Origin of the sequence: Microterricola gilva (assembly GCF_004217495.1) — a bacterium.
GTDB lineage: Bacteria > Actinomycetota > Actinomycetes > Actinomycetales > Microbacteriaceae > Microterricola > Microterricola gilva.
On record NZ_SHLC01000001.1, the window covers coordinates 2,384,010 to 2,407,949 of the forward strand.

The 23,940-nt window shown below is 64.9% G+C and carries 13 protein-coding genes and 3 rRNA genes; 5 read left to right on the forward strand and 11 right to left on the reverse strand.

Features of this window, described 5'->3' with window-relative positions:
- Nucleotides 1–31: 31 nt before the first annotated feature.
- The 4 genes from EV379_RS11130 to hisS form a co-directional block, all read right to left on the reverse strand.
- A complete protein-coding gene (locus EV379_RS11130; protein WP_130506190.1) occupies nucleotides 32–574 on the reverse strand; it encodes a DUF501 domain-containing protein in 543 nt (180 codons plus the stop codon).
- The gene (locus EV379_RS11135; RefSeq protein WP_130507434.1) at nucleotides 571–1,011 is read right to left on the reverse strand and encodes an FtsB family cell division protein; all 441 of its coding nucleotides are present in this window, start codon (nucleotides 1,009–1,011) and stop codon (nucleotides 571–573) included. The genes EV379_RS11130 and EV379_RS11135 overlap by 4 nt, the downstream gene beginning before the upstream one ends.
- 127 nt (nucleotides 1,012–1,138) lie before the next feature.
- Nucleotides 1,139–2,419, reverse strand: a complete 1,281-nt coding sequence (gene eno, locus EV379_RS11140) for a phosphopyruvate hydratase (RefSeq protein ID WP_130506191.1) — start codon at nucleotides 2,417–2,419, stop codon at nucleotides 1,139–1,141.
- Nucleotides 2,420–2,511: 92 nt separating this feature from the next.
- Nucleotides 2,512–3,774 carry a histidine--tRNA ligase gene (gene hisS / locus EV379_RS11145; protein WP_130506192.1) on the reverse strand — a complete coding sequence of 421 codons (1,263 nt, stop codon included), beginning with the start codon at nucleotides 3,772–3,774 and terminating at the stop codon, nucleotides 2,512–2,514.
- A 184-nt stretch (nucleotides 3,775–3,958) separates the two neighbouring features.
- Here hisS and EV379_RS17305 point away from each other — a divergent pair, with 184 nt between their 5' ends.
- Complete coding sequence (locus EV379_RS17305; protein ID WP_207226243.1) at nucleotides 3,959–6,055, forward strand: hypothetical protein; 2,097 nt, start codon at nucleotides 3,959–3,961, stop codon at nucleotides 6,053–6,055.
- A 57-nt stretch (nucleotides 6,056–6,112) separates the two neighbouring features.
- On the opposite strand, the gene EV379_RS11155 is transcribed toward EV379_RS17305, so the two are convergent.
- Nucleotides 6,113–6,646, reverse strand: coding sequence for a ferritin (locus EV379_RS11155; RefSeq protein WP_130506193.1), 534 nt, complete (start codon nucleotides 6,644–6,646; stop codon nucleotides 6,113–6,115).
- A 140-nt stretch (nucleotides 6,647–6,786) separates the two neighbouring features.
- On the opposite strand from EV379_RS11155, the gene EV379_RS11160 reads away from it, so the two are divergent.
- A complete protein-coding gene (locus tag EV379_RS11160) occupies nucleotides 6,787–7,680 on the forward strand; it encodes an ABC transporter ATP-binding protein (RefSeq protein WP_242616341.1) in 894 nt (297 codons plus the stop codon).
- On the forward strand, nucleotides 7,677–8,786 hold the full coding sequence (locus EV379_RS11165) for an ABC transporter permease (RefSeq protein WP_130506195.1): 1,110 nt from the start codon (nucleotides 7,677–7,679) through the stop codon (nucleotides 8,784–8,786). Before EV379_RS11160 ends, EV379_RS11165 begins: the two co-directional genes overlap by 4 nt.
- Nucleotides 8,787–8,822: 36 nt before the next feature.
- Here EV379_RS11165 and EV379_RS11170 read toward each other — a convergent pair whose 3' ends face one another.
- Nucleotides 8,823–9,479: a nucleoside triphosphate pyrophosphohydrolase gene (locus tag EV379_RS11170; RefSeq protein ID WP_130506196.1), complete on the reverse strand. Its 657-nt coding sequence runs from the start codon at nucleotides 9,477–9,479 to the stop codon at nucleotides 8,823–8,825.
- Nucleotides 9,480–9,643: 164 nt separating this feature from the next.
- On the opposite strand from EV379_RS11170, the gene EV379_RS11175 reads away from it, so the two are divergent.
- Together EV379_RS11175 and EV379_RS11180 are read left to right on the forward strand one after the other, a co-directional pair.
- The gene (locus EV379_RS11175; protein ID WP_130506197.1) at nucleotides 9,644–10,861 is read left to right on the forward strand and encodes a Na+/H+ antiporter NhaA; all 1,218 of its coding nucleotides are present in this window, start codon (nucleotides 9,644–9,646) and stop codon (nucleotides 10,859–10,861) included.
- Between the two features lie 10 nt (nucleotides 10,862–10,871).
- On the forward strand, nucleotides 10,872–11,189 hold the full coding sequence (locus tag EV379_RS11180) for a hypothetical protein (RefSeq protein ID WP_130506198.1): 318 nt from the start codon (nucleotides 10,872–10,874) through the stop codon (nucleotides 11,187–11,189).
- Nucleotides 11,190–11,315: 126 nt separating this feature from the next.
- Here the strand turns inward: EV379_RS11180 and mfd are convergent, their stop codons facing one another.
- From mfd to EV379_RS11205, 5 genes are all read right to left on the reverse strand, one after another.
- The gene (mfd, locus tag EV379_RS11185; protein WP_130506199.1) at nucleotides 11,316–15,035 is read right to left on the reverse strand and encodes a transcription-repair coupling factor; all 3,720 of its coding nucleotides are present in this window, start codon (nucleotides 15,033–15,035) and stop codon (nucleotides 11,316–11,318) included.
- A gap of 149 nt (nucleotides 15,036–15,184) precedes the next feature.
- Nucleotides 15,185–15,301 (reverse strand): 5S ribosomal RNA (gene rrf / locus EV379_RS11190).
- A gap of 167 nt (nucleotides 15,302–15,468) precedes the next feature.
- Nucleotides 15,469–18,583, reverse strand: a 23S ribosomal RNA gene (locus tag EV379_RS11195).
- A gap of 450 nt (nucleotides 18,584–19,033) precedes the next feature.
- Nucleotides 19,034–20,561, reverse strand: a 16S ribosomal RNA gene (locus EV379_RS11200).
- The 16S, 23S and 5S rRNA genes sit together here, the layout of an rRNA operon.
- A gap of 736 nt (nucleotides 20,562–21,297) precedes the next feature.
- A complete protein-coding gene (locus tag EV379_RS11205) occupies nucleotides 21,298–23,820 on the reverse strand; it encodes an MMPL family transporter (protein ID WP_130506200.1) in 2,523 nt (840 codons plus the stop codon).
- Nucleotides 23,821–23,940 lie beyond the last annotated feature (120 nt).

The window sequence follows — 23,940 nt, forward strand, 5'->3', positions numbered from 1 at the left end:
GCGCCCCCACGCCCGCATCAGACCCAGGCCATCACGCGTCAGTGCCGGGCTCTGCGGCGTCGATGCCCTCGTATGCGATGCACTCGCACACGGTCGGCGACCAGGTGGAGCGCTCGAGCGCGAGGTCGCCAATGGGGTTCACGCCGGGGCCGGCTGCGAGCGCATGGCCGGCCAGGGCGTGCAGGCACTTCACACGCACCGGCATGCCTCCGGCGGAGAAATTCTCGATCTCCGGCACGACGAGGATGCTGGCGCGGTCAGCCAGGTACGCCTCGTGTGCGCGGCCGTACGCTGCGCGCAGCTCCTCATCGGCGGCGAGGAGCTCGGTGAACTCGTTCATCACCTGCGTCGCCTCGAGGAACGACATCGCGGCCGTCGCAGCCGGGTGGCTCAGGTAGTAGAGCGTGGGAAACGGGGTCCCGTCGGCCAGTCGCGGCGCGGTGGAGACCACGGTCGGAGCGCCGCACACGCACCGCGCGGCGATGCCGATCACGTTGCGGGCCGGGCGGCCGAGCTGTGCCGAAACGATGGCGATGTCGCGCTCGGATGCCGGGTCAAATGGCGGTGTCGTCATGGTGTTGCTGTGCTTTCTGCAAGGCCCGCCGTCATCACGGAGGCGAACATCGACTGTAACCAATCAAGCTGGGTGTTTTGGATTTCGGTGCTGATCGGCGCCTGCTCGTTCTCCTCGAGCGGTGCGGCGAGGTCATTGATCACGAGGAAGCTGACCTCGCCCGGCATCACGTAGTAGAGCCGGTCGCGGGCCTGCGTGATCACATAGGTCTTGTCATTCCAGCGCTCACGCTCGGCGCGCAGCGTGGCGAGCTGATCCTGCTGGGCGTCGACGGCCGCACTCAGAGCGGCGATCTCCTGGCGCTGCTCAACGAGCACGCGCAGCCCCGGAGCCAGAATGACGACTCCGAGCACCAGGATCACCATCATGATTAGCGAGAAGCCGGAAAAACGGATGCCGCGCAGCCAGCCCCCGCTCGGGGAGTCTCCGGTGGCCATGGCCACCGGAACCTTCCGAGACGCCGTCTTCGTCGAGGTGTCAGGCATTGCCCTTGTCCTCCGTTCGAGACGCGCCCACCGAGGTGGGCCGGGTGCTTGCTGCGCGGCAGAAACCGCGTGAGGTGAGTTACGCGGTGAAGCGCGGGAACGCGCTGCGGCCGGCGTACACGGCGGCCTCACCGAGCTCTTCTTCGATCCTCAACAGCTGATTGTACTTAGCGACGCGCTCGCTGCGGGCAGGCGCACCGGTCTTGATCTGGCCGCAGTCGGTTGCGACGGCGAGGTCGGCGATCGTCGTGTCCTCGGTCTCACCCGAACGGTGCGAGAGGATCGCGGTGTAGCCGGCACGCTGCGCGAGGGCAACGGCATCCAGGGTCTCGGTCAGGGTGCCGATCTGGTTGACCTTCACCAGGATCGAGTTGCCAGCACGGAGCTGCAGGCCCTTGGCCAGGCGCTTCGGGTTGGTCACGAACAGGTCGTCACCGACGATCTGCACCTTGTCGCCGAGCTGGGCGGTGAGGTGGACGTAGCCGTCCCAGTCCTCTTCCTCCAGCGGGTCCTCGATCGAGACCAGCGGGTACGCCTCGACGAGCTCGGCGTAGTAGGCGACGAGCTCCTCGGCCGAGAGCTGCTTGCCCTCGAAGTGGTAGCTGCCGTCCTTGAAGAACTCGGTCGCCGCGACGTCGAGCGCCAGCGCGATGTCCTTGCCCGGCACGTAGCCGGCGATCTGGATGGCTTCGACGATGAGGTCGAGGGCCGCACGGTTGCTGGGCAGGTTGGGGGCGAAGCCACCCTCGTCGCCGAGGCCGGTTGCGAGGCCCTTCGACTTCAGCAGGCCCTTGAGGGCGTGGTAGGTCTCGACGCCCCAGCGCAGTGCCTCGCTGAAGGTCTCGGCGCCCAAAGGCACAATCATGAATTCCTGGATGTCGACGTCGTTGTCGGCGTGCGAACCACCGTTGATGATGTTGAGCAGCGGAACGGGCAGGGTGTGCGCGTTCGGGCCGCCGAGGTAGCGGAACAGCGGCAGGTCGAGCGAGTCGGCCGATGCCTTGGCGACGGCCAGGCTGACGCCGAGCATCGCGTTGGCGCCGAGGCGGCTCTTGTTGTCGGTGCCGTCGAGCTCGATCAGTGCGGCGTCGAGCACGCGCTGCTCGGTGGACTCGATGCCGTCGATCTCGTCGCCGATCTCGTCGAGCACGGCGTCGACGGCCTTGAGCACGCCCTTTCCGCCGTAGCGGGCGGGGTCGCCATCGCGCAGCTCGTATGCCTCGAAGGCACCGGTCGATGCACCGGAGGGCACACCGGCACGGGCAACCGTGCCATCCTCCAGCAGAACCTCGACCTCAATGGTCGGGTTTCCACGGGAGTCCAAAATTTCGCGAGCGCCAACAGCCTCGATCAGAGCCACAACTATCTCCTTGAGTAAGGGGGGTTTGGGGATGCGGAAAACACCGTCGTGATCCGCTGCCAGTCTACTCACGCAGTGGCAGCGGTCGCTGATCAGCCTCCGAGAGCCTTGAACTCGAGCGCGCCGGCATCCGTCACGCCCTGCCCGAGCAGGGCGAAGCGCGTGAAGCCGTCGGCCTCTGCCCGCTCCAGCAGCGCCTTGAGGTTCTTGCTGCGCTTCTCGAGCCGCACCCGGGTGCCCGAGGCAACCAGCTGGCTCTTGAGCGCCATCAACTCGGTCGGCGCGGCATCCTTCTCGTGCACGATCACCACGGCGTCCGCCGTGCTGGCCGCGTCCTCAGGCAGCAGGTCGACGATGCGCTCGAAGCCGATCGAGAAGCCGCAAGCTGGCACGTCGTTGCCGAGGAAACGACCGATCATGCCGTCATAGCGGCCGCCGCCGCCGAGCGAGTAACCCAGGTCGGGGTGGGCGATCTCGAAGATGGTGCCGGTGTAGTAGCCCATGCCGCGCACGAGTGTCGGGTCGAAGACGAGCTCGACATCTGGCAGCGCCGCGCGCAGCGCGAGCAGCTCGGCGTATGCCTGCTGGTCGAGCCAGGCCGGCGGCGGGGTGACGCCGTGCAGCAGCTCCCACCCCGCGTTCGCGATGCCGTCGAGTGTGTCGGCGATCCCGTCGGCGGCGATACCGAGGCCGGCCAACTCGGTGGCCACTCCAGCCGCGCCGATCTTGTCGAGCTTGTCGATGGTGATGAGCGCCCGCTCGAACAGCGTCTCGGCGACGCCCCAGTGGGCGAGCAGCGCCGACAGGATGCGGCGGTCGTTGATGCGGATGCTGCAGCCGCTCAGGCCGAGGGCATCCAGCGTTCCGGCCGTCGCGCCGATCAGCTCGATCTCGGCCAGTTGGCCGGCCTCGCCGATGATGTCGATGTCGCACTGCATGAACTGGCGGTAGCGACCCTTCTGCGGGCGCTCTGCACGCCAGACGGGTGCGATCTGGATGGAACGGAACACGCCGGGCAGCGCCGCCCTGTGGGTGGCGTAGAAGCGGGCGAGGGGAACGGTGAGGTCAAAACGCAGGCCGAGGTCGGCCAGGGCGAGGGTGTCGCCGGATGCCGCAGCGGCCGCGAGGTCGTCGGGGCCGAGTCCGCGCTTCATCACGGCGAAGGCCAGCTTCTCGTTGTCGCCGCCGAGCCCGGAGTGCAGCCGCGCGGAGTCCTCCATGACGGGCGTCTCGATCTCGTCGAAACCATGGGCGGCGTAGCTCGCCCTGATGATCCCCAGCGCGTGCTCGCGGCGGGCTTTGTCGGCGGGAAGGAAGTCGCGCATGCCTCTCGGCGGGGTCACAGTCTGGGCCATGCCCCCTATTCTTCCAGCACCGTCGATTCCCCGAGCACCGCCGACCGCTGGCCGACGCAACCGCGGGGGTATATCTTTCGTTCACGGATCCCCCGGTGCACGCATCATGCACCGGTCGCGCAGCGCCCGAACCGCGCAGCGCCCGAACCGCGCAGTGCCCGAACCGAGCAGTGCAGGAGCAGCCATGCGAATTTCCCGCCGCAGCACAGAGCCGGCAGCGCCCGCCCTCCCGGCCGCTCCACCGGCCGCTCCCCCGGCGCCTGCTCTCCCCGCGCCTGCTCCCCCGGCGCCTGTTCCCCCGGCTCAGGACCACGGCGTGCTGGTCGAGCGGCAGGGGCCGGACACAACCCCGGCGGGGCCCCGCGCCGTGAACGCCGACATCGCACTCGTCGTCGTGCACGGCATGGGCCAGGCGACCCAGGGCAGCACCCTGCTCGAGTGGGCCGAACCGCTGCTCGGGCGTGCGGACTGGATCGCGAAGTACGCCACCGTCGCCGAGCCCGGCCTGCACGATCGGCTCGTCGACGACGGATGGCCACCCGGAGTGACGGTAGTCGGATCGGTGATGTCGGGGCTTGGCACACCGCACGTCGTCGCCGACGCGGTGTGGAGGCTCGATTCGAGCGACGACGAGGATCACCCGAGATCGCGCCGCAGGCGCATCGCGATTCTCGAGGCGCGCTGGTCTGAGTCGTTCGTGCCGATGACGCGCAGCGAGGTGTTCCGCTGGGGTGCACGGTTCCTCTGGCGGGTGCTGTGGCGCATGTTCCGCCAGTTCGCCCGCACGCTGGTGCGCGTGCCGTCCTTCGGCACGCGGGCGGCCAGCGCGGCGACGCGGCCGCCGACCCGGCAGTCTCCCGCCGCGCACGTGGATCCGCCGCGTGGCCTGCCCCGCCGCCTGTTCTCCGGGCTGCTCATGCTCTTCGGCGTGCTGCTCTCCGCCGGCCTCGCGGTGCTGCTCACCGTGCTTGGCGTGCTCCTCACCCTGATCCTGCCCCTGCTCAGTCCCCTCATGCTCATTCCCTTCGTCAAAAAGCACGTTCAGAACGCGGTCGACGCCCTGGTGGCGTTCGTCGGGGATGTCGGCACGTGGCGAGAGCGCCCGCTGCGCGCCGCCGCGATGCGGATGGCGGTGCAGGACCGCATCGTCGAGGCCAACGGGATGCTCGCCCCCGGCGGCGAGATCGTCGTGCTGGCTCACTCAGAGGGGGCAGCGATCAGCGCGGAGACGCTCTTCGTCGACATGGCGCCGTTGCGCTTCAACGTGACCCAGCTGCACACCGTCGGTGCCGCGAACACACTGCTCGGCACGTCGAGCGGCGGCTTCGGCTCGAGTCGCGAAGGCCACTGGGTGCGCGAGTGGCTGGCGAACTCCGCGCTGCCGGGTGACGGCTTCGTGCGCTGGCACAACTACTGGGCGATCTGGGACCCCTTCGCCGCCGGACCGCTCGGCGATGCGGCCGCGGCGCGGGCCGCCAGATGGAAGGGCAGTTACGTGCTCGGGGCCGGCGACGAGGTGCCGGGGCCCAGCGAGCACGCCGTGCACAACACGAGCATGCCGTTGACCGACCACCAGAGCTACTCCGGCAACACGGCCCAGGTGATCGACCCGGTGGCACGGGTCCTGCTCGGCGACGGCCTGCCCGTGCAGAACGAGGCCATCGCCCGCACGAGCGTGGCGCAGAGCGTACTCATCCGGCGCAGCCGCGGTGCGAACCTCATCAGTTCCGTCGTGATCGCCGCGATGCTGCCGTTCATCCCCGGGGTGCAGAGCGCCGTGATCGCCGCGCTCACATGGGCCGCGGCGGTGGCCAACGCGGTCTTGGCGTGGTTGCAGCTCGAGCTGCGGCTCGACGTCGCGACGATCACGGATGACGCCGGCGAGCGTCTCACCGTCTGGCCAGCCATTCTCGGCGTCGTCCTGGCCGCAGCGCTGCTGATCTGGCTGAACGCGCTCTACGCCAGCCGCGCCGAGCGTCAGGCCGTGTGGGAGCGGCTCTCACCGCTGGCGGCGCAGCGCTGGTTCCGGCAGGAGCTGCTCGTCCGGGCGAGTTACGCCGCGGCAGCGGCACTGGCCGTTGCACTCGCGATCGCGGCCGCCGTGCCGGTCGCGCTGCCGATTGCCGCGGCCATTCTCGTGATCGTGACCCTGAGCGTCATCATCGCCCCCAATGTCGGCGCACTGCCGTTCGTGGTCGCCGAACAGCGCATCACCGAGCACGGCGCCCCGCCGGCCGACGAACACACACCCGATGAGCGCTCACACGACGAGCGCGGCTGAACGACGAAGCGGTGCCTCCCCGAATCGGGGAGGCACCGCTCGGGTGCTCGCTACGGCTTAGAGCGCGCCGCCAGCGGCCTCGGGGGCGTCGGAGTCGACACCGCCGTCGCCGATGGTCTCGCGCGCGACGAAGTTCTCGAGGTCGAAGAGGTTGTCCTTGGCGCGCTCAGCGATGGTCAGCAGCGTGCTCATCGACGCCACCTCCTCGACCTGCTCCTTGAGGAACCAGAGCATGGCCTGCTCGCCGAGGGCGTCACCGTCACGGCGAGCGGCCCTGAACAGCTCCTCGATCTGGGTCGTCACCTGCTTCTCCTGGCCGAGTGCGAGCGCGACGGGCTCGACGACGTTCGCGAAGTCGTTCTGCACCGCGGGGATCCCGGGGATCGTGATCGGCAGGCCACGGTCGAGGCTGTACTGCACGAGCATCATAGCGTGATTGCGCTCCTCCACCGACTGCCGGTAGAAGTGCGCGGCGAGCTGCGGGAGGTCGTGGGCGTCGAACCACACCGCGATCGCGATGTACTGCTGCGACGCGGCAAACTCGTTGCCGATCTGGATGGTCAGGAGTTCGTTGAAGGTCTTCTCGCTCATAACTGTGACGCTAGCGCCGCAAGCGCCCGCTGGCTAGGGAGGACAGGCTAGCCTGAGATCACTTTCGGGAAGCGAGTGGGGGCACTGTGGACGAGCCGACAGGAATCAGCGTGGTGGGGGTGGGCCGGAGTTTCGGCGCCGTGCACGCGGTGCGAAACGCGTCTCTCGAGGTTCGCCCAGGGTCGGTCACCGGGTTGATCGGTCCGAACGGCGCGGGGAAGACCACCCTGCTGCTGATGCTCGCCACCCTACTGGCGCCGGATGCCGGCAGCATCCGCATCGCCGGATACGACCCCATCGCCGATGCCGCCGCCGTGCGCGCCCGCATGGGGTGGATGCCGGATGTCCTCGGCGCCTGGTCGACCCTCAGCGTGCGACAGGCCATCGAGACCACGGGCAGGCTCTACCGGATGCCGCGCGAGCGGGCAGCTCTGCGCACGGTCGAGCTGCTCGCCGTCACCGGCCTCACGCCCCTGGCCGAGCAGCCGACGCGGGTGCTCTCTCGCGGGCAGAAGCAGAAGCTGTCACTGGCCCGCGCTCTCGTACACGACCCCCATGTGCTGTTGCTGGACGAGCCGGCATCCGGGCTGGATCCGGCGGCGCGGGCCGATCTCCGGGTTCTCGTGCGCCGACTCGCCGGAGAGGGCAAGGCGATTCTCGTGTCGAGCCATGTGCTCTCCGAGCTCGACGAGATGGCGGACTCAGCTGTCTACCTGGCCGCGGGGGTCACGGCGAGCGCCGAACAGATCGCGCGGGCACAGAACAGCCTGCGGCAGTGGCGGGTGCGTGCGCTCGACCAGACGCGGCTCGCCGACGCCATCGCCAGGGTCGGACTCGGCGCCGAGCGCGTCTCGGTCGACAACGTCGGCACACTGATCGCCTTCGCCGATGAGGCGGAAGCGGCCGAGGTGCTCGGGCGTCTGGTCGCCGCAGGCGCGATGATCAGTGACTTCGGCCCGGCCGTCGGCGAGATGGAGCACACCTTCCTCGACCTGAACAGGGCGGGCACGAGCGGACAGGAGGGCCGGGCATGAGCGCCACGGTTGCGACATCCGCCCGCCAGCCGTTCTGGGGTGGCCTCTGGCTGATCGTCACCCTCGAGCTGCGTCAGCGCGTGCGCGGCGTGGCCTGGTACGTGCTGCTCGGCGTCTTCTTCGTGATCGTCGGACTCGTCACGGTGTTGCTCTGGTTCGCCACGAACGCCCTGGAGTCCGGCGGCGGCGGCATGTTTTCCACGATCATCTTCTTCGTGCTGCTGCTCGGCAGTCTCGTCTCGCCCGCACTCAGTGGCAACGCCATCAACGGCGACCGCGACTCCGGCGTGCTCGCCACGACCCAGGTGACGCTGATCACCACCTGGCAGCTCGTGCTCGGCAAGTTCGTGGCCGCCTGGCTGACGGCGCTCGCGTTCCTCGTGGCCGCGCTGCCGTTCCTGCTCTTCGCGGTGGTGCTCGGCGAGGTCTCCTTTGCGACGGTCGCTGTCTCGACGCTCGTGCTCGGGCTGGAACTCGGCGTGATCGCAGCGATCGGTGTCGGGCTCAGCGGCATCCAGACCCGACCGCTGTTCTCCATCGTGACGACGTACCTGGTGATCGCTGCGCTCAGCGTCGGCACGCTCATCGTCTTCGGCCTGGCCGGCCTCGCGACGCAGTCGCCGACGACAAGGACCTCGAGCGACTTCGACTGGGACAACCCACCGGCTGACGAGGCGAACGGGCGCTGGACCTGCACCGATCCCGTCGTCTACGAGTCGACGGTGCCGCGCTTCGACTACTACTGGGGCGTGCTGGCCGCGAACCCCTATGTCGTCGTGGCGGATGCCGCGCCGGGCAGTTTCGACGAATCCGGCTATCCCACCGACCTCTTCGGCTGGATCGCCACCGGCGTGCGCTCGGCACAGAACGCCCCTGAGCTCCACACCGTCTACGACGCCTGCGCTGACGGCGGCTCACCCCAGGGCTTCGACGGCGGCAGCACCGGCGACTTCCAGACGGCCGAGGAGATGTACAACGACGCCGTCCCGTCGTGGTTCGTCGGTCTGACGATCCACCTGTTGCTCGGCGCCGGCGCGCTGTTCTGGGCGTACACCCGCACGAATACCCCGGCGAGGCGCCTGCCCACGGGAAGCCGCGTGGCCTGACACTCGCGTAGAACGCCGACGGCCGATCGCCGACGACTACAGCGTGGTCTCGGCCTCGCGGATCTCGTCCTGGAACGCCCGCAGCGTGCTGCGCAGCGCGCGCTCGGCGTCGAGCCCCCGCGCCTTCGCGCCGGCGACGATGGCGAGCAGCATCGGGCCGAGCTCGTCCTCGCTGGAGAACGGGATCCCGCCGTCGGCGTCCTCGATCAGTCCGATCTTCTGTGCTCGGCCGAGCAGCTTGTCGGCCAGGGCCAGCGACGGCATGCCCTGCGGGATCCCGTCCAGCACGCTCGAGCGCTCCGGCTTCTCCGCGGCCTTGAGGTCGTCCCAGAACGCCACAACGTCGGCGGAGGTCTCGGCCACCCGGTCGCCGAAGACGTGCGGATGCCGTCCGATCAGCTTCGCGTTGAGGGCGGCGGCGACATCCTGAACCGTGAAGTCCTCCCCGTCGGTGGCGGCGGCGATGTCGCTGTGCAGGATCACCTGGTACAGGACGTCGCCGAGTTCCTCGATCAGCTCCTCGCGGCTGCCTGCCTCGATGGCGTCGACGAGCTCGTGTGTCTCCTCGACGAGGTACTGCACGAGCGAGGCGTGCGTCTGCTCGGCGTCCCAGGGGCACCCGCCCGGTCCGCGCAGCTTCGCCACGGTGGCAATCAACTCGTCCAGAGGGGTGGCGGCGATCGTCTCAGTCATGCGTCCAGCCTAGGCTGCGGGCGTTCGCCGCGGCGCGCGGCCGGCACGTCAGCGCCGGTATCCGCCGGCCGGCCCGCTAAACTCGTCAGTGGTGAGCCGGGAAGTCTGGTCGGCGGGCAGCAATGCTCTACGACGTCGACCGAACCCAATCAGGAGGGCCCTCCGTGGCTATTTTCCGTTCCGAACGCTACGCAGCCATGCTGCTGCTGGCGGCAGCCGTGCTCGGCCTCGTGCTCGCCAACAGTGCCGTCGGCCCCGCTCTGCTCGCCTTCAAGGGCGAGCATGTCGAGCTGCCGTTGCTCGGTCTCGACATCTCGACGGGGCACTTCGTCAGCGACGGCCTGCTCGCGATCTTCTTCTTCATCGTGGCCGTCGAGCTCAAGCGCGAACTCGCGATCGGTGAGCTCAACAGCCTGAGCAAGGCGGCGCTGCCCGCCGTCGCCGCACTCGGCGGGGTCGCCGTCCCGGCCGGAATCTACCTGCTCATCACCGCGGGCTCCGGTTGGGAGAACGGCTGGCCAGTGCCGACCGCGACCGACATCGCCTTCGCTCTCGGCCTGCTCGCGATCTTCGGCAAGGGCATTCCAACGCGGGTACGCGTGTTCCTGATGGCGCTGGCCGTGCTCGATGACCTGGTCGCCATCCTCATCATCGCGTTCTTCTTCACGAGCAGCGTCGAGCTGAGCTACCTGGGCTTTGCGGCCGTGACGCTCCTGCTCTTCTCCGGCGTGAGCCGGCTGCTCCGCCCGCGCTCCGGCTACATCCTCACGCGCAAGCCGCAGTGGCCCCTCGTCATCGCGATGTGGGTGCTCGCCGTGCTCACGTGGTACTTCGTGTTCCAGTCCGGCGTGCACGCCACGATCGCGGGCGTGCTGCTCGGCCTCGTGATGGCACGGCGTCCAGGCGGCCGAGCGGTGCACAGCCTCGAGCCGTACTCCAACGGCATCATCCTTCCGCTGTTCGCATTCTCCGCCGCCCTCGTCGCGATCCCAGCGGTGAGCCTGAGCGAGCTGAGTCCGGCCTTCTGGGGCATTCTGGTGGCGCTGCCGCTCGGCAAGCTCCTCGGCATCACGCTGGCGGGCTGGCTCGGCGGGCTCGTCGCGGGCAAGCGCTCCGGTGTCGGGCTCCGGATCGGCGATCTGCTCGTCGTCGCCTCGCTCGGCGGGGTCGGGTTCACGGTCTCGCTGCTGATGAACGAACTCGCCTTCGCCAGCGATCATGACGTCGTCGACGAGGGAACGATCGCCGTGCTCCTCGGCTCCGGCATCGCCATGGTGTGCTCGGCGGCCTTCGTGAGTTGGCGTGCGGCGCAGTACCGGTCAGGCAAGCTGTCGGTCTCCGCTGCGGACGAGCCAGATCCGGCGACAGCCCCGCTGTTCTAGGCTGATGGGCATGGACTCCCATGACCACGACTCCGACTCGACGGAGCCCGCGTCCCTTCATCTGACGGCAGAACTGCGCGCCCGGGAGACGCCGAGCGGCATCCGCGGCGTCGTTCACACCGTGGCCTACCTCGTCGGAACGAGCCTCAGCCTCGGTAGCCCCTCGGTGGCCGACATCATCGTGGTCCGGACGGCGACGGGCAACGAGGTGCTGCGCAGCAGCGCCGGCGACCTCATCGAGGCCGACAATCTGCTGCAGCAGATCCAGCTCGACCTCGAGACCATGACCGTGAGCGAATTCCTCGCCGAGTGGGGCCACATCAGCTGAGCGGCTCCCCCGCCGGTTGAGCGCACCTCCCGCAGGCTGAGCGCACCTCCCGCAGGCTGAGCGCACCTCCCGCTGATTGAGCTTGTTGAAATCAGGGTTTCGACAAGCTCAACCAACGGATGCGGCTCAGCCCGCCTCGGCCGCCTTCTCCTGCACGACGACGGGCGGCGGGAAGATCGCGGTGAGCAGCTGGCTGACCCATGCGATGAGCGCGGCATCCGGATTCGCGTCGTCACTCACATCAGGCAGCGGCACGGAGAGCACGCCCTGCTGCGCGAAGTAGCGCGACCCCGGGTACATGCGCTGCAGGCGCACCTGGATCGAGTCGGGCAGCGTGGCCTGCGCGACGCGCAGCTTGTCGCCCATCGCGACGACCTCGCCGAGGCCGGCACGCTGAGCCTGCCGGCGCAGCGTCGACACGGCGATCAGCGTCTGCACGGCGGCCGGCGGCTCGCCGTAGCGGTCGGTGAGCTCCTCGAGCACGTGGGCGATGTTCTCGTCCTTGGCCGCGAGCGAGCTCGCCGTGGAGAGCTTCTGGTAGGCCTCGAGGCGCAGACGCTCGCTGTCGACGTAATCCTCCGGGATGTGGGCGTCGACGGGCAGCTCGAGGCGCAGTTCTGTCTGCCCCTCCGCGACATCACCGCGGAAGGTCGAGACGGCCTCGCCGATCATGCGCAGGTAGAGGTCGAAGCCGACGCCGGCGATGTGGCCGGCCTGTTCGCCGCCGAGCAGGTTGCCCGCACCGCGGATCTCGAGGTCCTTCAGCGCCACCTGCATGCCGCTGCCGAGCTCGTTGTTCGCGGCGATCGTCGCCAGCCGGTCGTGGGCGGTCTCGCTGAGCGGGGCGTTCTCGTCGTAGAGGAAGTAGGCGTACGCGCGCTCACGGCCGCGGCCGACACGACCGCGCAGCTGGTGCAGCTGGCTCAGGCCGTACTTGTCGGCCCTGTCGATGATGATCGTGTTGGCGTTGGCGATGTCGAGGCCCGTCTCGATGATCGTGGTCGACACGAGAACGTCGAACTTGCGCTCCCAGAAGTCGGCGACGACCTGCTCGAGCACGGCCTCGGAGAGTTTGCCGTGTGCGACGGCGATCCGCGCCTCCGGAACGAGCTCGGCCAGTTGCGCGGCGACCTTGTTGATGCTCGACACCCGATTGTGCACGAAGAACACCTGGCCCTCGCGCAGCAGCTCACGGCGGATCGCGGCGCTCACCTGCTTGTCGGAGTATGGCCCCACGAAGGTGAGAATCGGATGCCGGTCCTCCGGCGGCGTCGCCAGGGTCGACATCTCGCGAATGCCCGTCACCGCCATCTCCAGCGTGCGCGGGATCGGCGTCGCGCTCATCGCGAGGATGTCGACGTTGGTCTTCATCTTCTTGAGTGAGTCCTTGTGCTCGACGCCAAAGCGCTGCTCCTCATCGATGATGACGAGCCCGAGGTCCTTGAAGATGATCGAGGACGAGAACAGCCGGTGCGTGCCGATGACGACATCCACGGTCCCATCGAGCAGCCCCGCGATCGTCTCGGTCGCCTCCTTGTCGGTCTGGAAACGGCTGAGCGCCCGCAGGTGGACGGGGAAACCGGCGAAGCGTTCCTGGAAGGTCTCGAAGTGCTGCTTGACGAGCAGGGTGGTCGGCACGAGCATCGCGACCTGCTTGCCGTCCTGCACCGCCTTGAACGCTGCACGCACGGCGACCTCGGTCTTGCCGAATCCGACATCGCCGGAGAGCAGCCTGTCCATCGGGATGGGCCGCTCCATGTCGGCCTTCACCTCGTCGATGGTCTGCAGCTGGTCTGGCGTCTCGGCGTAGGGGAAGGCCTCTTCGAGCTCGCGCTGCCACGGGGTGTCAGGACCGAAGGCGTGGCCCTTGGCCGCCATCCGCGCGGAGTAGAGCTTGACCAGCTCCACCGCGATGTCGCGCACGGCCTTGCGCGCCTTCGACTTGGCGTTGCTCCAGTCGCTGCCGCCCATCTTGCTGAGCGCCGGCGCCTCGCCGCCGACATAGCGCGAGAGCAGGTCCAGCTGGTCGGTCGGAACGTAGAGCCGGTCCCCCGGCTGGCCACGCTTGGATGACGCAAACTCCAGCACCAGGTACTCGCGGACGATCGTCGGTGCCGCGGCGATCCCGGCGGTGCGCGATGGCCCCTTCGGCCTGCTGCCGGCTGCGACGGTGCGCTGCGTCATCTCGATGAACTTGCCGATGCCGTGGGTCTGGTGCACGACGAAGTCGCCTGCCTCCAGCTGCAGCGGGTCGACGACGTTCTTGCGCCGGCTGGCGAGCTTCTTGACCTGTCGGGAGTCGTAGCCGACCGCGCGCCCGTAGAACTCGCTCTCGCTGATGAGGGCGAGCTTTGCCTCCTCGATCTCGAAACCGTGGGCGGCCTCGGCCTGGAGGATGTAGGCGAGCCCGGCTGCTGGCTCATCGGGGAAGGTGTCGACGATCCGCGCGGCAAGGCCACGCTCGGCGAGCACGTCGTTGGCGCGTTCGACGAGGCCGTGTCCGCCGGCCACGATGGCAACGCTCCACCCCTCGCGCAGGCGCGCGGCCACGTGGTCGATGGCGCCACTGACATTGCCCTGGAAGCTCGGAACGATCTGGCTCTGCACCCGCACGGCGCTGCCGACCTCGAGGTCGGCGACGAGCTCGGCGATGCTGGTGCCCTCGGCCTCCGCGATCGCCGCCAGCGCATCGCCGGCGTTGAACACCGACAACGTCCACCACGGGTGGTCGGGCGTCTTGCGGCCGGGCGCACCCAGCCGCACGGCGTCACGCACCGCGTTCAGGGTGAGGAAGTCGCCGGATGCCAGGTCGATCGGCGCCTCGGCGCCGAACGTCGCGGCGCTCCACGCGGCAGAGAGGAACTCACGGTTCGTCTCGGCCAGGCTCACCGCACGGCTGGCGACCCGCTCCGGCGAGAGCACCGCGACCGCCGCGCCGTCCGGCAGGTAGTTCGTCATGGGCACGAGCTTGTCCACGAGTGCTGGTGCCAGGCTCTCCATGCCCTCGACCGGGATGCCCTCGGCGATCTTGGCGAGCATCTGGGAGAGGCTCGGGAACTCGTGCAACATCTCCCTGGCGCGCTGGCGCACCGGTTCGCTCAGCAGGAGTTCCCGGCTCGGCGGCAACAGCACCTGCGTGACGGGGTCGGGCAGCGAGCGCTGATCGGCGACGGAGAACGCGCGGATCTGCTCGATCTCGTCGCCGAAGAAGTCCACACGCACAGGATGCTCTGCCACGGCGGGGAAGACATCGAGGATGCCGCCTCGCACGGCGAACTCGCCACGACGGGTGACCATGTCGACCCGGGTGTACGCCAGATCGACGAGCTGTGCCGCGAGCTTGTCCAGGCGATATCCGCGCCCGCCTGCGACGAGCTCGATCGGCTCGAAGTCCGTGAGGTTGTCGGCGACGGGCTGCAGTGCGGCGCGCACCGAGGCCAGGATCACGAGCGGGTGCGGCGCGGTCTCGCCCCCGGCGGCCGCCTGCCACTCCTGCTGCCAGTTGCGCATCCGGCGCAGGGCGAACAGGCGGCGGCCGACGATCTCGGCGCTCGGGCTCAACCGCTCGTGTGGGAGCGTCTCCCACGCCGGAAACTCGATGATCTCGGCATCGGGGAGGTAGGCGGCGAGGTTGCTGCGGAGCGTCTCAGACTCGCGCCCCGTCGCCGTGACGATGAACAGCACCGGCGGCTTCCCCGCCTCCCGCCTGCGCTCGAGCAGGGCGGCCAGCAGGGGCGGGTTGAGGCCCTCTGCGAGCGAGAAATCGGCGTCGCGAGCGTACTCCCCCAGGGCCGCTTCGAATGTGGAGGCGCGCGAAAGCGCACGAGACAAGCCCTGAAGTATCACTCTGAGAGTCTACGCACCGCCGGCGAGGGCGAGTTAACGAGAGAAGCCACCCGGGAGGGTGGCTGGTGATCGGGCGCACAACACGGCCGGCGGGTGGGGTGTTAACGAAAGAAAGCCACCCCCGAAGGGGTGGCTTTCTTCCAAAGTAAGTCCGGCGGTGTCCTACTCTCCCACAGGGTCCCCCCTGCAGTACCATCGGCGCAGAGAGTCTTAGCTTCCGGGTTCGGAATGTAACCGGGCGTTTCCCTCTCGCTATGGCCGCCGAAACACTATTGATGTATCAAAGTGAATCAAACAAACACAACGTCTCCACGAATGGAGGTTGTTTGTTTGGTTCTCGACCGTACATCGAGAACCACATAGTGGACGCAAGCATTCTCACGGACTCTCACCGTGCCACACACACCAGCCTTACAACGATGTGTGTGTAATGATTTTCAAGATATCGGCTTATTAGTACTGGTCAGCTCCACGAGTCTTTAGTCCTCGCTTCCACATCCAGCCTATCAACCCAGTCGTCTACTGGGAGCCTCTCACCCGAAGGTATGGAAATCTCATCTCAAGGCCGGCTTCCCGCTTAGATGCTTTCAGCGGTTATCCATTCCGAACGTAGCTAATCAGCGGTGCTCCTGGCGGAACAACTGACACACCAGAGGTTCGTCCAACCCGGTCCTCTCGTACTAGGGTCAGATCCTTTCAAATTTCCTGCGCGCGCAGCGGATAGGGACCGAACTGTCTCACGACGTTCTAAACCCAGCTCGCGTACCGCTTTAATGGGCGAACAGCCCAACCCTTGGGACCTACTCCAGCCCCAGGATGCGACGAGCCGACATCGAGGTGCCAAACCATGCCGTCGATATGGACTCTTGGGCAAGATCAGCCTGTTATCCCCGAGGTACCTTTTATCCGTTGAGCGACAGCGCTTCCACAAGCCACTGCCGGATCACTAGTCCCGACTTTCGTCCCTGCTCGACTTGTCAGTCTCACAGTCAAGCTCCCTTGTGCACTTACACTCGACACCTGATTGCCAACCAGGTTGAGGGAACCTTTGGGCGCCTCCGTTACTTTTTGGGAGGCAACCGCCCCAGTTAAACTACCCACCAGGCACTGTCCCTGAACCGGATCACGGTTCGAAGTTAGATGTCCAGAGTGACCAGAGTGGTATTTCAACAATGACTCCACCTGAACTAGCGTCCAAGCTTCAAAGTCTCCCACCTATCCTACACAAGTCACACCGAACACCAATACCAAGCTGTAGTAAAGGTCACGGGGTCTTTCCGTCCTGCTGCGCGTAACGAGCATCTTTACTCGTAGTGCAATTTCGCCGAGTTCGCGGTTGAGACAGCTGGGAAGTCGTTACGCCATTCGTGCAGGTCGGAACTTACCCGACAAGGAATTTCGCTACCTTAGGATGGTTATAGTTACCACCGCCGTTTACTGGGGCTTAAATTCTCAGCTTCGCTTACGCTAACCGTTCCTCTTAACCTTCCAGCACCGGGCAGGCGTCAGTCCGTATACATCGTCTTGCGACTTAGCACGGACCTGTGTTTTTAGTAAACAGTCGCTTCCCACTGGTCTCTGCGGCCGTCAAACGCTCCAGGAGTAAATCCCTTCACGCCTCAGGCCCCCCTTCTCCCGAAGTTACGGGGGCATTTTGCCGAGTTCCTTAACCACGATTCTCTCGATCTCCTTAGTATTCTCTACCTGACCACCTGAGTCGGTTTGGGGTACGGGCACATTGAACCTCGCGTCGATGCTTTTCTTGGCAGCATAGGATCACCGATTTCGACTAACGTCTACCCATCGGGTCTCAGCCTTATATGAGAGACGGATTTGCCTATCTCTCGGCCTACACCCTTAGACCGGGACAACCATCGCCCGGCTCGGCTACCTTCCTGCGTCACACCTGTTAATACGCTAACCGCACCAGCATAGGGTCGTGTGCTAGGCCCACACGCATCACCCCGAAGGGATCCGTCACGGGGATTCAGACACTTAGCATTACTGGATTAGCTTGGGCGGTTCTTCTGCGGTACGGGAATATCTACCCGTTGTCCATCGACTACGCCTGTCGGCCTCGCCTTAGGTCCCGACTTACCCAGGGAAGATTAGCTTGACCCTGGAAACCTTGGTCTTCCGGAGGACGGGTTTCTCACCCGTCTTTCGCTACTCATGCCTGCATTCTCACTCGTGTGGCCTCCACGGCTGGTTTACACCGCCGCTTCACTGGCCACACGACGCTCTCCTACCCATCAATACGGCTGGACCACGAAGGCCTACCTAAAATATCAATGCCACAACTTCGGTGGCGTGCTTGAGCCCCGTTACATTGTCGGCGCGGAATCACTTGACCAGTGAGCTATTACGCACTCTTTCAAGGGTGGCTGCTTCTAAGCCAACCTCCTGGTTGTCTGTGCAACTCCACATCCTTTCCCACTTAGCACGCGCTTTGGGACCTTAGTTGGTGGTCTGGGTTGTTTCCCTCTCGACAATGAAGCTTATCCCCCACTGTCTCACTGCTGCGCTCTCACTTACCGGCATTCGGAGTTTGGCTAACGTCAGTAACCTTGTAGGGCCCATCGGCTATCCAGTAGCTCTACCTCCGGCAAGAAACACGCAACGCTGCACCTAAATGCATTTCGGAGAGAACCAGCTATCACGAAGTTTGATTGGCCTTTCACCCCTATCCACAGCTCATCCCCTCAGTTTTCAACCTAAGTGGGTTCGGTCCTCCACGACGTCTTACCGTCGCTTCAACCTGGCCATGGATAGATCACTTCGCTTCGGGTCTAGGACCAGCGACTCAATCGCCCTATTAAGACTCGCTTTCGCTACGCATTCCCCTCACGGGTTAAGCTCGCCACTGATCACTAACTCGCAGGCTCATTCTTCAAAAGGCACGCTGTCACCAGAATCAGACTGGCTCCAACGGTTTGTAAGCAAACGGTTTCAGGTACTATTTCACTCCCCTCCCGGGGTACTTTTCACCTTTCCCTCACGGTACTTGTTCACTATCGGTCATGTAGGAGTATTTAGGCTTATCAGGTGGTCCTGACAGATTCACACGGGATTTCTCGGGCCCCGTGCTACTTGGGATACTCTTCGCGCCATTGGAACATTTCGACTACCGGGCTGGCACCGTCTATGGCCAGGCTTTCAAACCTGTTCGTCTATATTCCTCTGTAACGCTCACTGTTCGGCAGAAGCAGCAGAAAAGTCCCGCAACCCCGACCATGCAACGCCTGCCGGCTATCACACATGATCGGTTTAGCCTCTTCCGGGTTCGCTCGCCACTACTAACGGAATCACTATTGTTTTCTCTTCCTGTGGGTACTGAGATGTTTCACTTCCCCACGTTCCCTCTACCCGCCCTATATATTCAGGCGGGAGTCACTAGGTTGCCCGAAAGCACCCAGCGGGGTTTCCCCATTCGGACATCCTCGGATCACAGTTCGTTTATCAACTCCCCGAGGCTTATCGCAGATTACTACGTCCTTCTTCGGCTCTACATGCCAAGGCATTCACCGTTTGCTCTTAGAATCTTGAAATCACATGAGTTTGAATCGATCTTTCGTTCAGAAAAATTGACCAATGATTAGTCGAACACCAACCGAAGTTGATGTCCTAAAAATCTTTGTGATTGACATCCGAAGACATCAATCTAAGATGCTCGCGTCCACTGTGTAGTTCTCAAAGTACGGGCGGTACTCCCCCAACACCAGCCGGCTTACGCCTGTGCGGATGTTGACCGAAGTCCAGAAGGTCGTCCACGTCAAAACGTGACCCGGTCCTTCAGGACCCAACAGCGTGCATCCGCAACCCTCCCCAGGCCCCAGCGTTCCTTCCCCACAAGTGAGGCGTACTAACCGAAATCTGATTCGTGTTGCGGCAATGTCAATGTTCCACCCATGAGCGCCACCCGAGAACATTCGCCTCGGATATGGCTGGCACCTATGTGATCTCCCTGTATACAGAGGAGAGGTGCACGTGCTCCTTAGAAAGGAGGTGATCCAGCCGCACCTTCCGGTACGGCTACCTTGTTACGACTTAGTCCTAATCACCGATCCCACCTTCGACAGCTCCTTCCCACAAGGGGTTAGGCCACCGGCTTCGGGTGTTACCGACTTTCATGACTTGACGGGCGGTGTGTACAAGGCCCGGGAACGTATTCACCGCAGCGTTGCTGATCTGCGATTACTAGCGACTCCGACTTCATGAGGTCGAGTTGCAGACCTCAATCCGAACTGAGACCGGCTTTTTGGGATTCGCTCCACCTTACGGTATCGCAGCCCTTTGTACCGGCCATTGTAGCATGCGTGAAGCCCAAGACATAAGGGGCATGATGATTTGACGTCATCCCCACCTTCCTCCGAGTTGACCCCGGCAGTATCCCATGAGTTCCCACCATTACGTGCTGGCAACATAGGACGAGGGTTGCGCTCGTTGCGGGACTTAACCCAACATCTCACGACACGAGCTGACGACAACCATGCACCACCTGTTTACGAGTGTCCAAAGAGTTGACCATTTCTGGCCCGTTCTCGTATATGTCAAGTCTTGGTAAGGTTCTTCGCGTTGCATCGAATTAATCCGCATGCTCCGCCGCTTGTGCGGGCCCCCGTCAATTCCTTTGAGTTTTAGCCTTGCGGCCGTACTCCCCAGGCGGGGAACTTAATGCGTTAGCTGCGACACGGAGACCGTGGAATGGTCCCCACATCTAGTTCCCAACGTTTACGGCATGGACTACCAGGGTATCTAATCCTGTTCGCTCCCCATGCTTTCGCTCCTCAGCGTCAGTTACGGCCCAGAGATCTGCCTTCGCCATCGGTGTTCCTCCTGATATCTGCGCATTCCACCGCTACACCAGGAATTCCAATCTCCCCTACCGCACTCTAGTCTGCCCGTACCCACTGCAGGCTGGGGGTTGAGCCCCCAGATTTCACAGCAGACGCGACAAACCGCCTACGAGCTCTTTACGCCCAATAATTCCGGACAACGCTTGCACCCTACGTATTACCGCGGCTGCTGGCACGTAGTTAGCCGGTGCTTTTTCTGCAGGTACCGTCACTTTCGCTTCTTCCCTACTAAAAGAGGTTTACAACCCGAAGGCCGTCATCCCTCACGCGGCGTTGCTGCATCAGGCTTTCGCCCATTGTGCAATATTCCCCACTGCTGCCTCCCGTAGGAGTCTGGGCCGTGTCTCAGTCCCAGTGTGGCCGGTCACCCTCTCAGGCCGGCTACCCGTCGTCGCCTTGGTGAGCCATTACCTCACCAACAAGCTGATAGGCCGCGAGCTCATCCTTGACCAAAATTCTTTCCACCCCCAGGAGATGCCTCCGAGGGTCGTATCCGGTATTAGACGTCGTTTCCAACGCTTATCCCAGAGTCAAGGGCAGATTGCTCACGTGTTACTCACCCGTTCGCCACTAATCCACCAGGTGCAAGCACCCAGCTTCATCGTTCGACTTGCATGTGTTAAGCACGCCGCCAGCGTTCGTCCTGAGCCAGGATCAAACTCTCCGTAAATGTTTAATAGCCAGCCACCGAAGCAACTGACACATTTTGCGCGTCGGCACCACCGGAATAGGCGGATACCTCAGCAAGTTTGAAACTGACAGAACAAATCATTACTGACTTGCTTTGTTGTTTAAATGTTTTCCAAAGGAATCTCCTACCTCACAAAGAGGTACGAGGTTTTTGGCATTTGACATTGTGCACGCTGTTGAGTTCTCAAGGATCGGATGCACCCGGATTCTTGCCGCTTTACTCGCGGCTGCCGCTCCGAGGCAACTTCTCTAACTTACCAGATCATCCCCTCCCCGCAAAACCGAGCGAATCAGACACTCCAGGCCCGAAAGCACCAGAAACCGACTCAAACCCGAAGGCGAGAAGAAGAAGAGGCAAGTGTCAATCTTAGGCGTGAAACCCGGCCACCGCAAATACGGCAAACAAAGGATTTATGGCTAAGATCTGTGTTCCCGCTTGAGGCCGGCCTGCGTTTTCCGCTTCCAAACCTGTGGGGCAACAAGGAAGACATTACGCGGCATCCGGGCACCTGCGCAAAACGAGCAGCAGCACCGGGCGTGTCGCGAATACCCGGGGGAAAGCACAAGGCCCCGGCCGAGCGAACGCTCAGACCGGGGCCTTCAGTACGGGGGTTTCGACAAGCTCAACCAACGGGAGGGGGCTGCCCCAACGGACCGCTCCCCCGCAGGCCCGCGTGCACGGCGGGCCGGCGGCCAAGCTGCAGCGTCTGCGGCGCTCAGTTGTGGTGGCGGCGCTCCAGCGCTGCTCCCTCGACGTCGACGTTCGGCATGATGCGGTCGAGCCACCGTGGGATCCACCACGCGCTCGTGCCGAGCAGGTGCATCAGGGCCGGCATCAGCAGCATGCGCACGAGGAAGGCATCGATGAGTACACCGAAGGCAAGGCCGAATCCGATGGAGCGGATCATGGTCGACTCCGAGAAGATGAACCCGCCGAACACCGACACCATGATGAGGGCGGCGGCCGTCACGACCGAGCGACCGGCGCGGAAGCCCTGGGCGACGGCATCCCGCGCACTCGCGCCATGCACATAGGCCTCCCGCATGCCGGAGGCCAGGAACAACTGGTAGTCCATGGCGAGGCCGAACAGGATTCCGATGAGGATGACGGGCAGGAAGCTGAGGATCGGGCCGGTGGCGTGCAGACCGATGACGTCGGCGAACCAGCCCCACTGGAACACGGCGACGGTGGCGCCATAGGTGGCCAAGAGCGAGAGCACGAAGCCACCCGTTGCGATGATCGGCACCAGCAGTGAGCGGAAGACCAGGATCATGATGAGCAGCGACAACCCGACTACGAGCAACAGATACGTCGGCAGCACGTCGAGCAGGCTCTCGGAGATGTCGATGTTGATCGCCGCCTGCCCTGCGACGCCCAGCGTGATGTCACCGTTCACCGGAGGCAGAGCGCGCATCTCCCGCACCAGCGCATCGGTCGATTCCGCGTTCGGCCCCTCCGCCGGAATCACCTGGAAGGCGGCGAGGCTGTTGTCGTCGGAGACCGCGATCGGAGCGACCGCCGTCACGTTGTCGAGGGCGTAAAGCTCCCTGGCAACCGCGAGCTGTGCCTCGAGCACCTCGGTCTCCCCGCTCACACCCTCGGTGAGTTCGGCGGTCACCAACAGGGTCGCGTTCGAACCGGCCCCGAACTGTTCAGCACTGATCGTGTAGCCGTTGTACGTGGGCGAGCCCTCTGGTTCGGAGCTGCCGTCGGGCAGACCGACTCGCATCGAGAGCGCCGGGAGGGCGATGACCAGGAGCAGGGCGACGCTCACGATCGCGGTGACGACCGCGCGCCACGTCGCCATGGGCTTCACGGCCTTTACCGGCTTCGGGCTGTCCGTCATGCGCGCACGGGCGCGGCGACCGATCAGCCGTTCGCCGGCGAGTCCGAGCAGCGCGGGCGTCATGGTGACCGCGAGAAGCACGGCGATGGCAACGCAGACGGCGCCGACCGTGCCCATGAGGCCGAGGAACGGTACTCCGGTGATGTTGAGAGCCAGCAGCGCCACAATCACGGTGGCACCGGCGAACACGACCGCGTTGCCCGCCGTGCCGTTGGCCAGGCCGATCGACTCGCGTACCTCCGCGCCGGCAAGCAACTGTTTGCGGTGTCTGTTGATGATGAACAGCGAGTAGTCGATTCCGACCGCGAGTCCGAGCATGACACCGAGCACGGGCGTGACCGAGGTCATCGACACGAGACCGGAGAAGGAGAGCGAGCTGAGCACGCCGATGCCGACGCCGACGAGGGCGGTGATCAGCGGGAACGATGCGGCCAGGAGCGAACCGAGCATCACGATGAGGACGATGGCGGCCATCACCAGGCCGACGGCCTCCCCGACGCCGAAGATGCTGGGCACGCTCTGGCCGATCGTGGTCGAGTACGAGACGTCGACACCGTCGATCGGCGTGCCGGTGAAGTAGTCGATCGCTGCGGCTTTCGACGCCTCGTCGAGTTCGAGCATCGGCACGCTGAACGACACGTTCACGACCGCGGTGGAGCCATCCTTCGAGACCATGCGGATGCTCTCAGCCATGGACAGGAGCTCGGACCCCATTTCCGCGGTCTTGGCGCCCTCGTCGAGTTCGGCCTGTTTGGCGTCCAGCTCGGCGAGACCGGCCGTGATCTGTTCTGCCTGCGCAGCAAGCTGGGCCTGCTGCGCGTCCAGCTCGGCCTGCTGAGCATCGAGCTGATCTGTCGGCATGCCGGCGGCTTCGAGTTGGGCGCGGGCACCGTCGAGCTGCTGTTGTGCTGCGTCGAGCTGCGCTTGGCCGGCGTCGAGCTGTGTCTGACCGGCGTTCAGCTGGTCACGGCCCGCATCGAGCTGGGCCTGGCCGTCGGCGAGCTGCTGCTCGGCATCCGCCAGCTGTCGTGCCTGCTCGGCTCGCTGCTCCTCTGTTGCGAAGGGGTCAATCACGGTGGCGACGTCGGGCAGCGACTCCGCGCCGTCGACGAGTGCGGAAATCTCGGCCTGCTGCTCGGCAGTCAGCTCCGAGCCGTCGGAGGTGGAGAAGATGATCGTCCCCGATGCCCCCGCGAAATCGGGCAGCTCCTCTGCCAGTGCGTCGGTGACCTCCCCCGACGCCGTTCCGGGGATGTCGAAGTTCGAGGCGAGCGAGCTGAATCCGATGAGAAATGCACCGGCGGCGACGGCCAGCACGGCCAGCCAGGAGATGATCACCAACCAGGCGCGACGCGCAGAGAATTTTCCAAGCCGGTAGAGCAGTTCAGCCACGTCGTTCCTTCAGGTCAAGTCCGGATTGTCACGTTACGGAACGGTGTGTCTCGTTGCAAAATCGGCTGTCGAGTTCTCAGCCCACGCTCAGGCCCGCGGCGGTGCCGCCGCTCGATCACC

Coding starts and splice junctions, on each gene's coding strand:
- EV379_RS11130 (WP_130506190.1), bottom strand. CDS start 574: ATGACGACACCGCCATTTGACCCGGCATCCGAGCGCGACATCGCCATC.
- EV379_RS11135 (WP_130507434.1), bottom strand. CDS start 1,011: ATGGCCACCGGAGACTCCCCGAGCGGGGGCTGGCTGCGCGGCATCCGT.
- hisS (WP_130506192.1), bottom strand. CDS start 3,774: ATGGCCCAGACTGTGACCCCGCCGAGAGGCATGCGCGACTTCCTTCCC.
- EV379_RS17305 (WP_207226243.1), top strand. CDS start 3,959: ATGCGAATTTCCCGCCGCAGCACAGAGCCGGCAGCGCCCGCCCTCCCG.
- EV379_RS11155 (WP_130506193.1), bottom strand. CDS start 6,646: ATGAGCGAGAAGACCTTCAACGAACTCCTGACCATCCAGATCGGCAAC.
- EV379_RS11165 (WP_130506195.1), top strand. CDS start 7,677: ATGAGCGCCACGGTTGCGACATCCGCCCGCCAGCCGTTCTGGGGTGGC.
- EV379_RS11170 (WP_130506196.1), bottom strand. CDS start 9,479: ATGACTGAGACGATCGCCGCCACCCCTCTGGACGAGTTGATTGCCACC.
- EV379_RS11180 (WP_130506198.1), top strand. CDS start 10,872: ATGGACTCCCATGACCACGACTCCGACTCGACGGAGCCCGCGTCCCTT.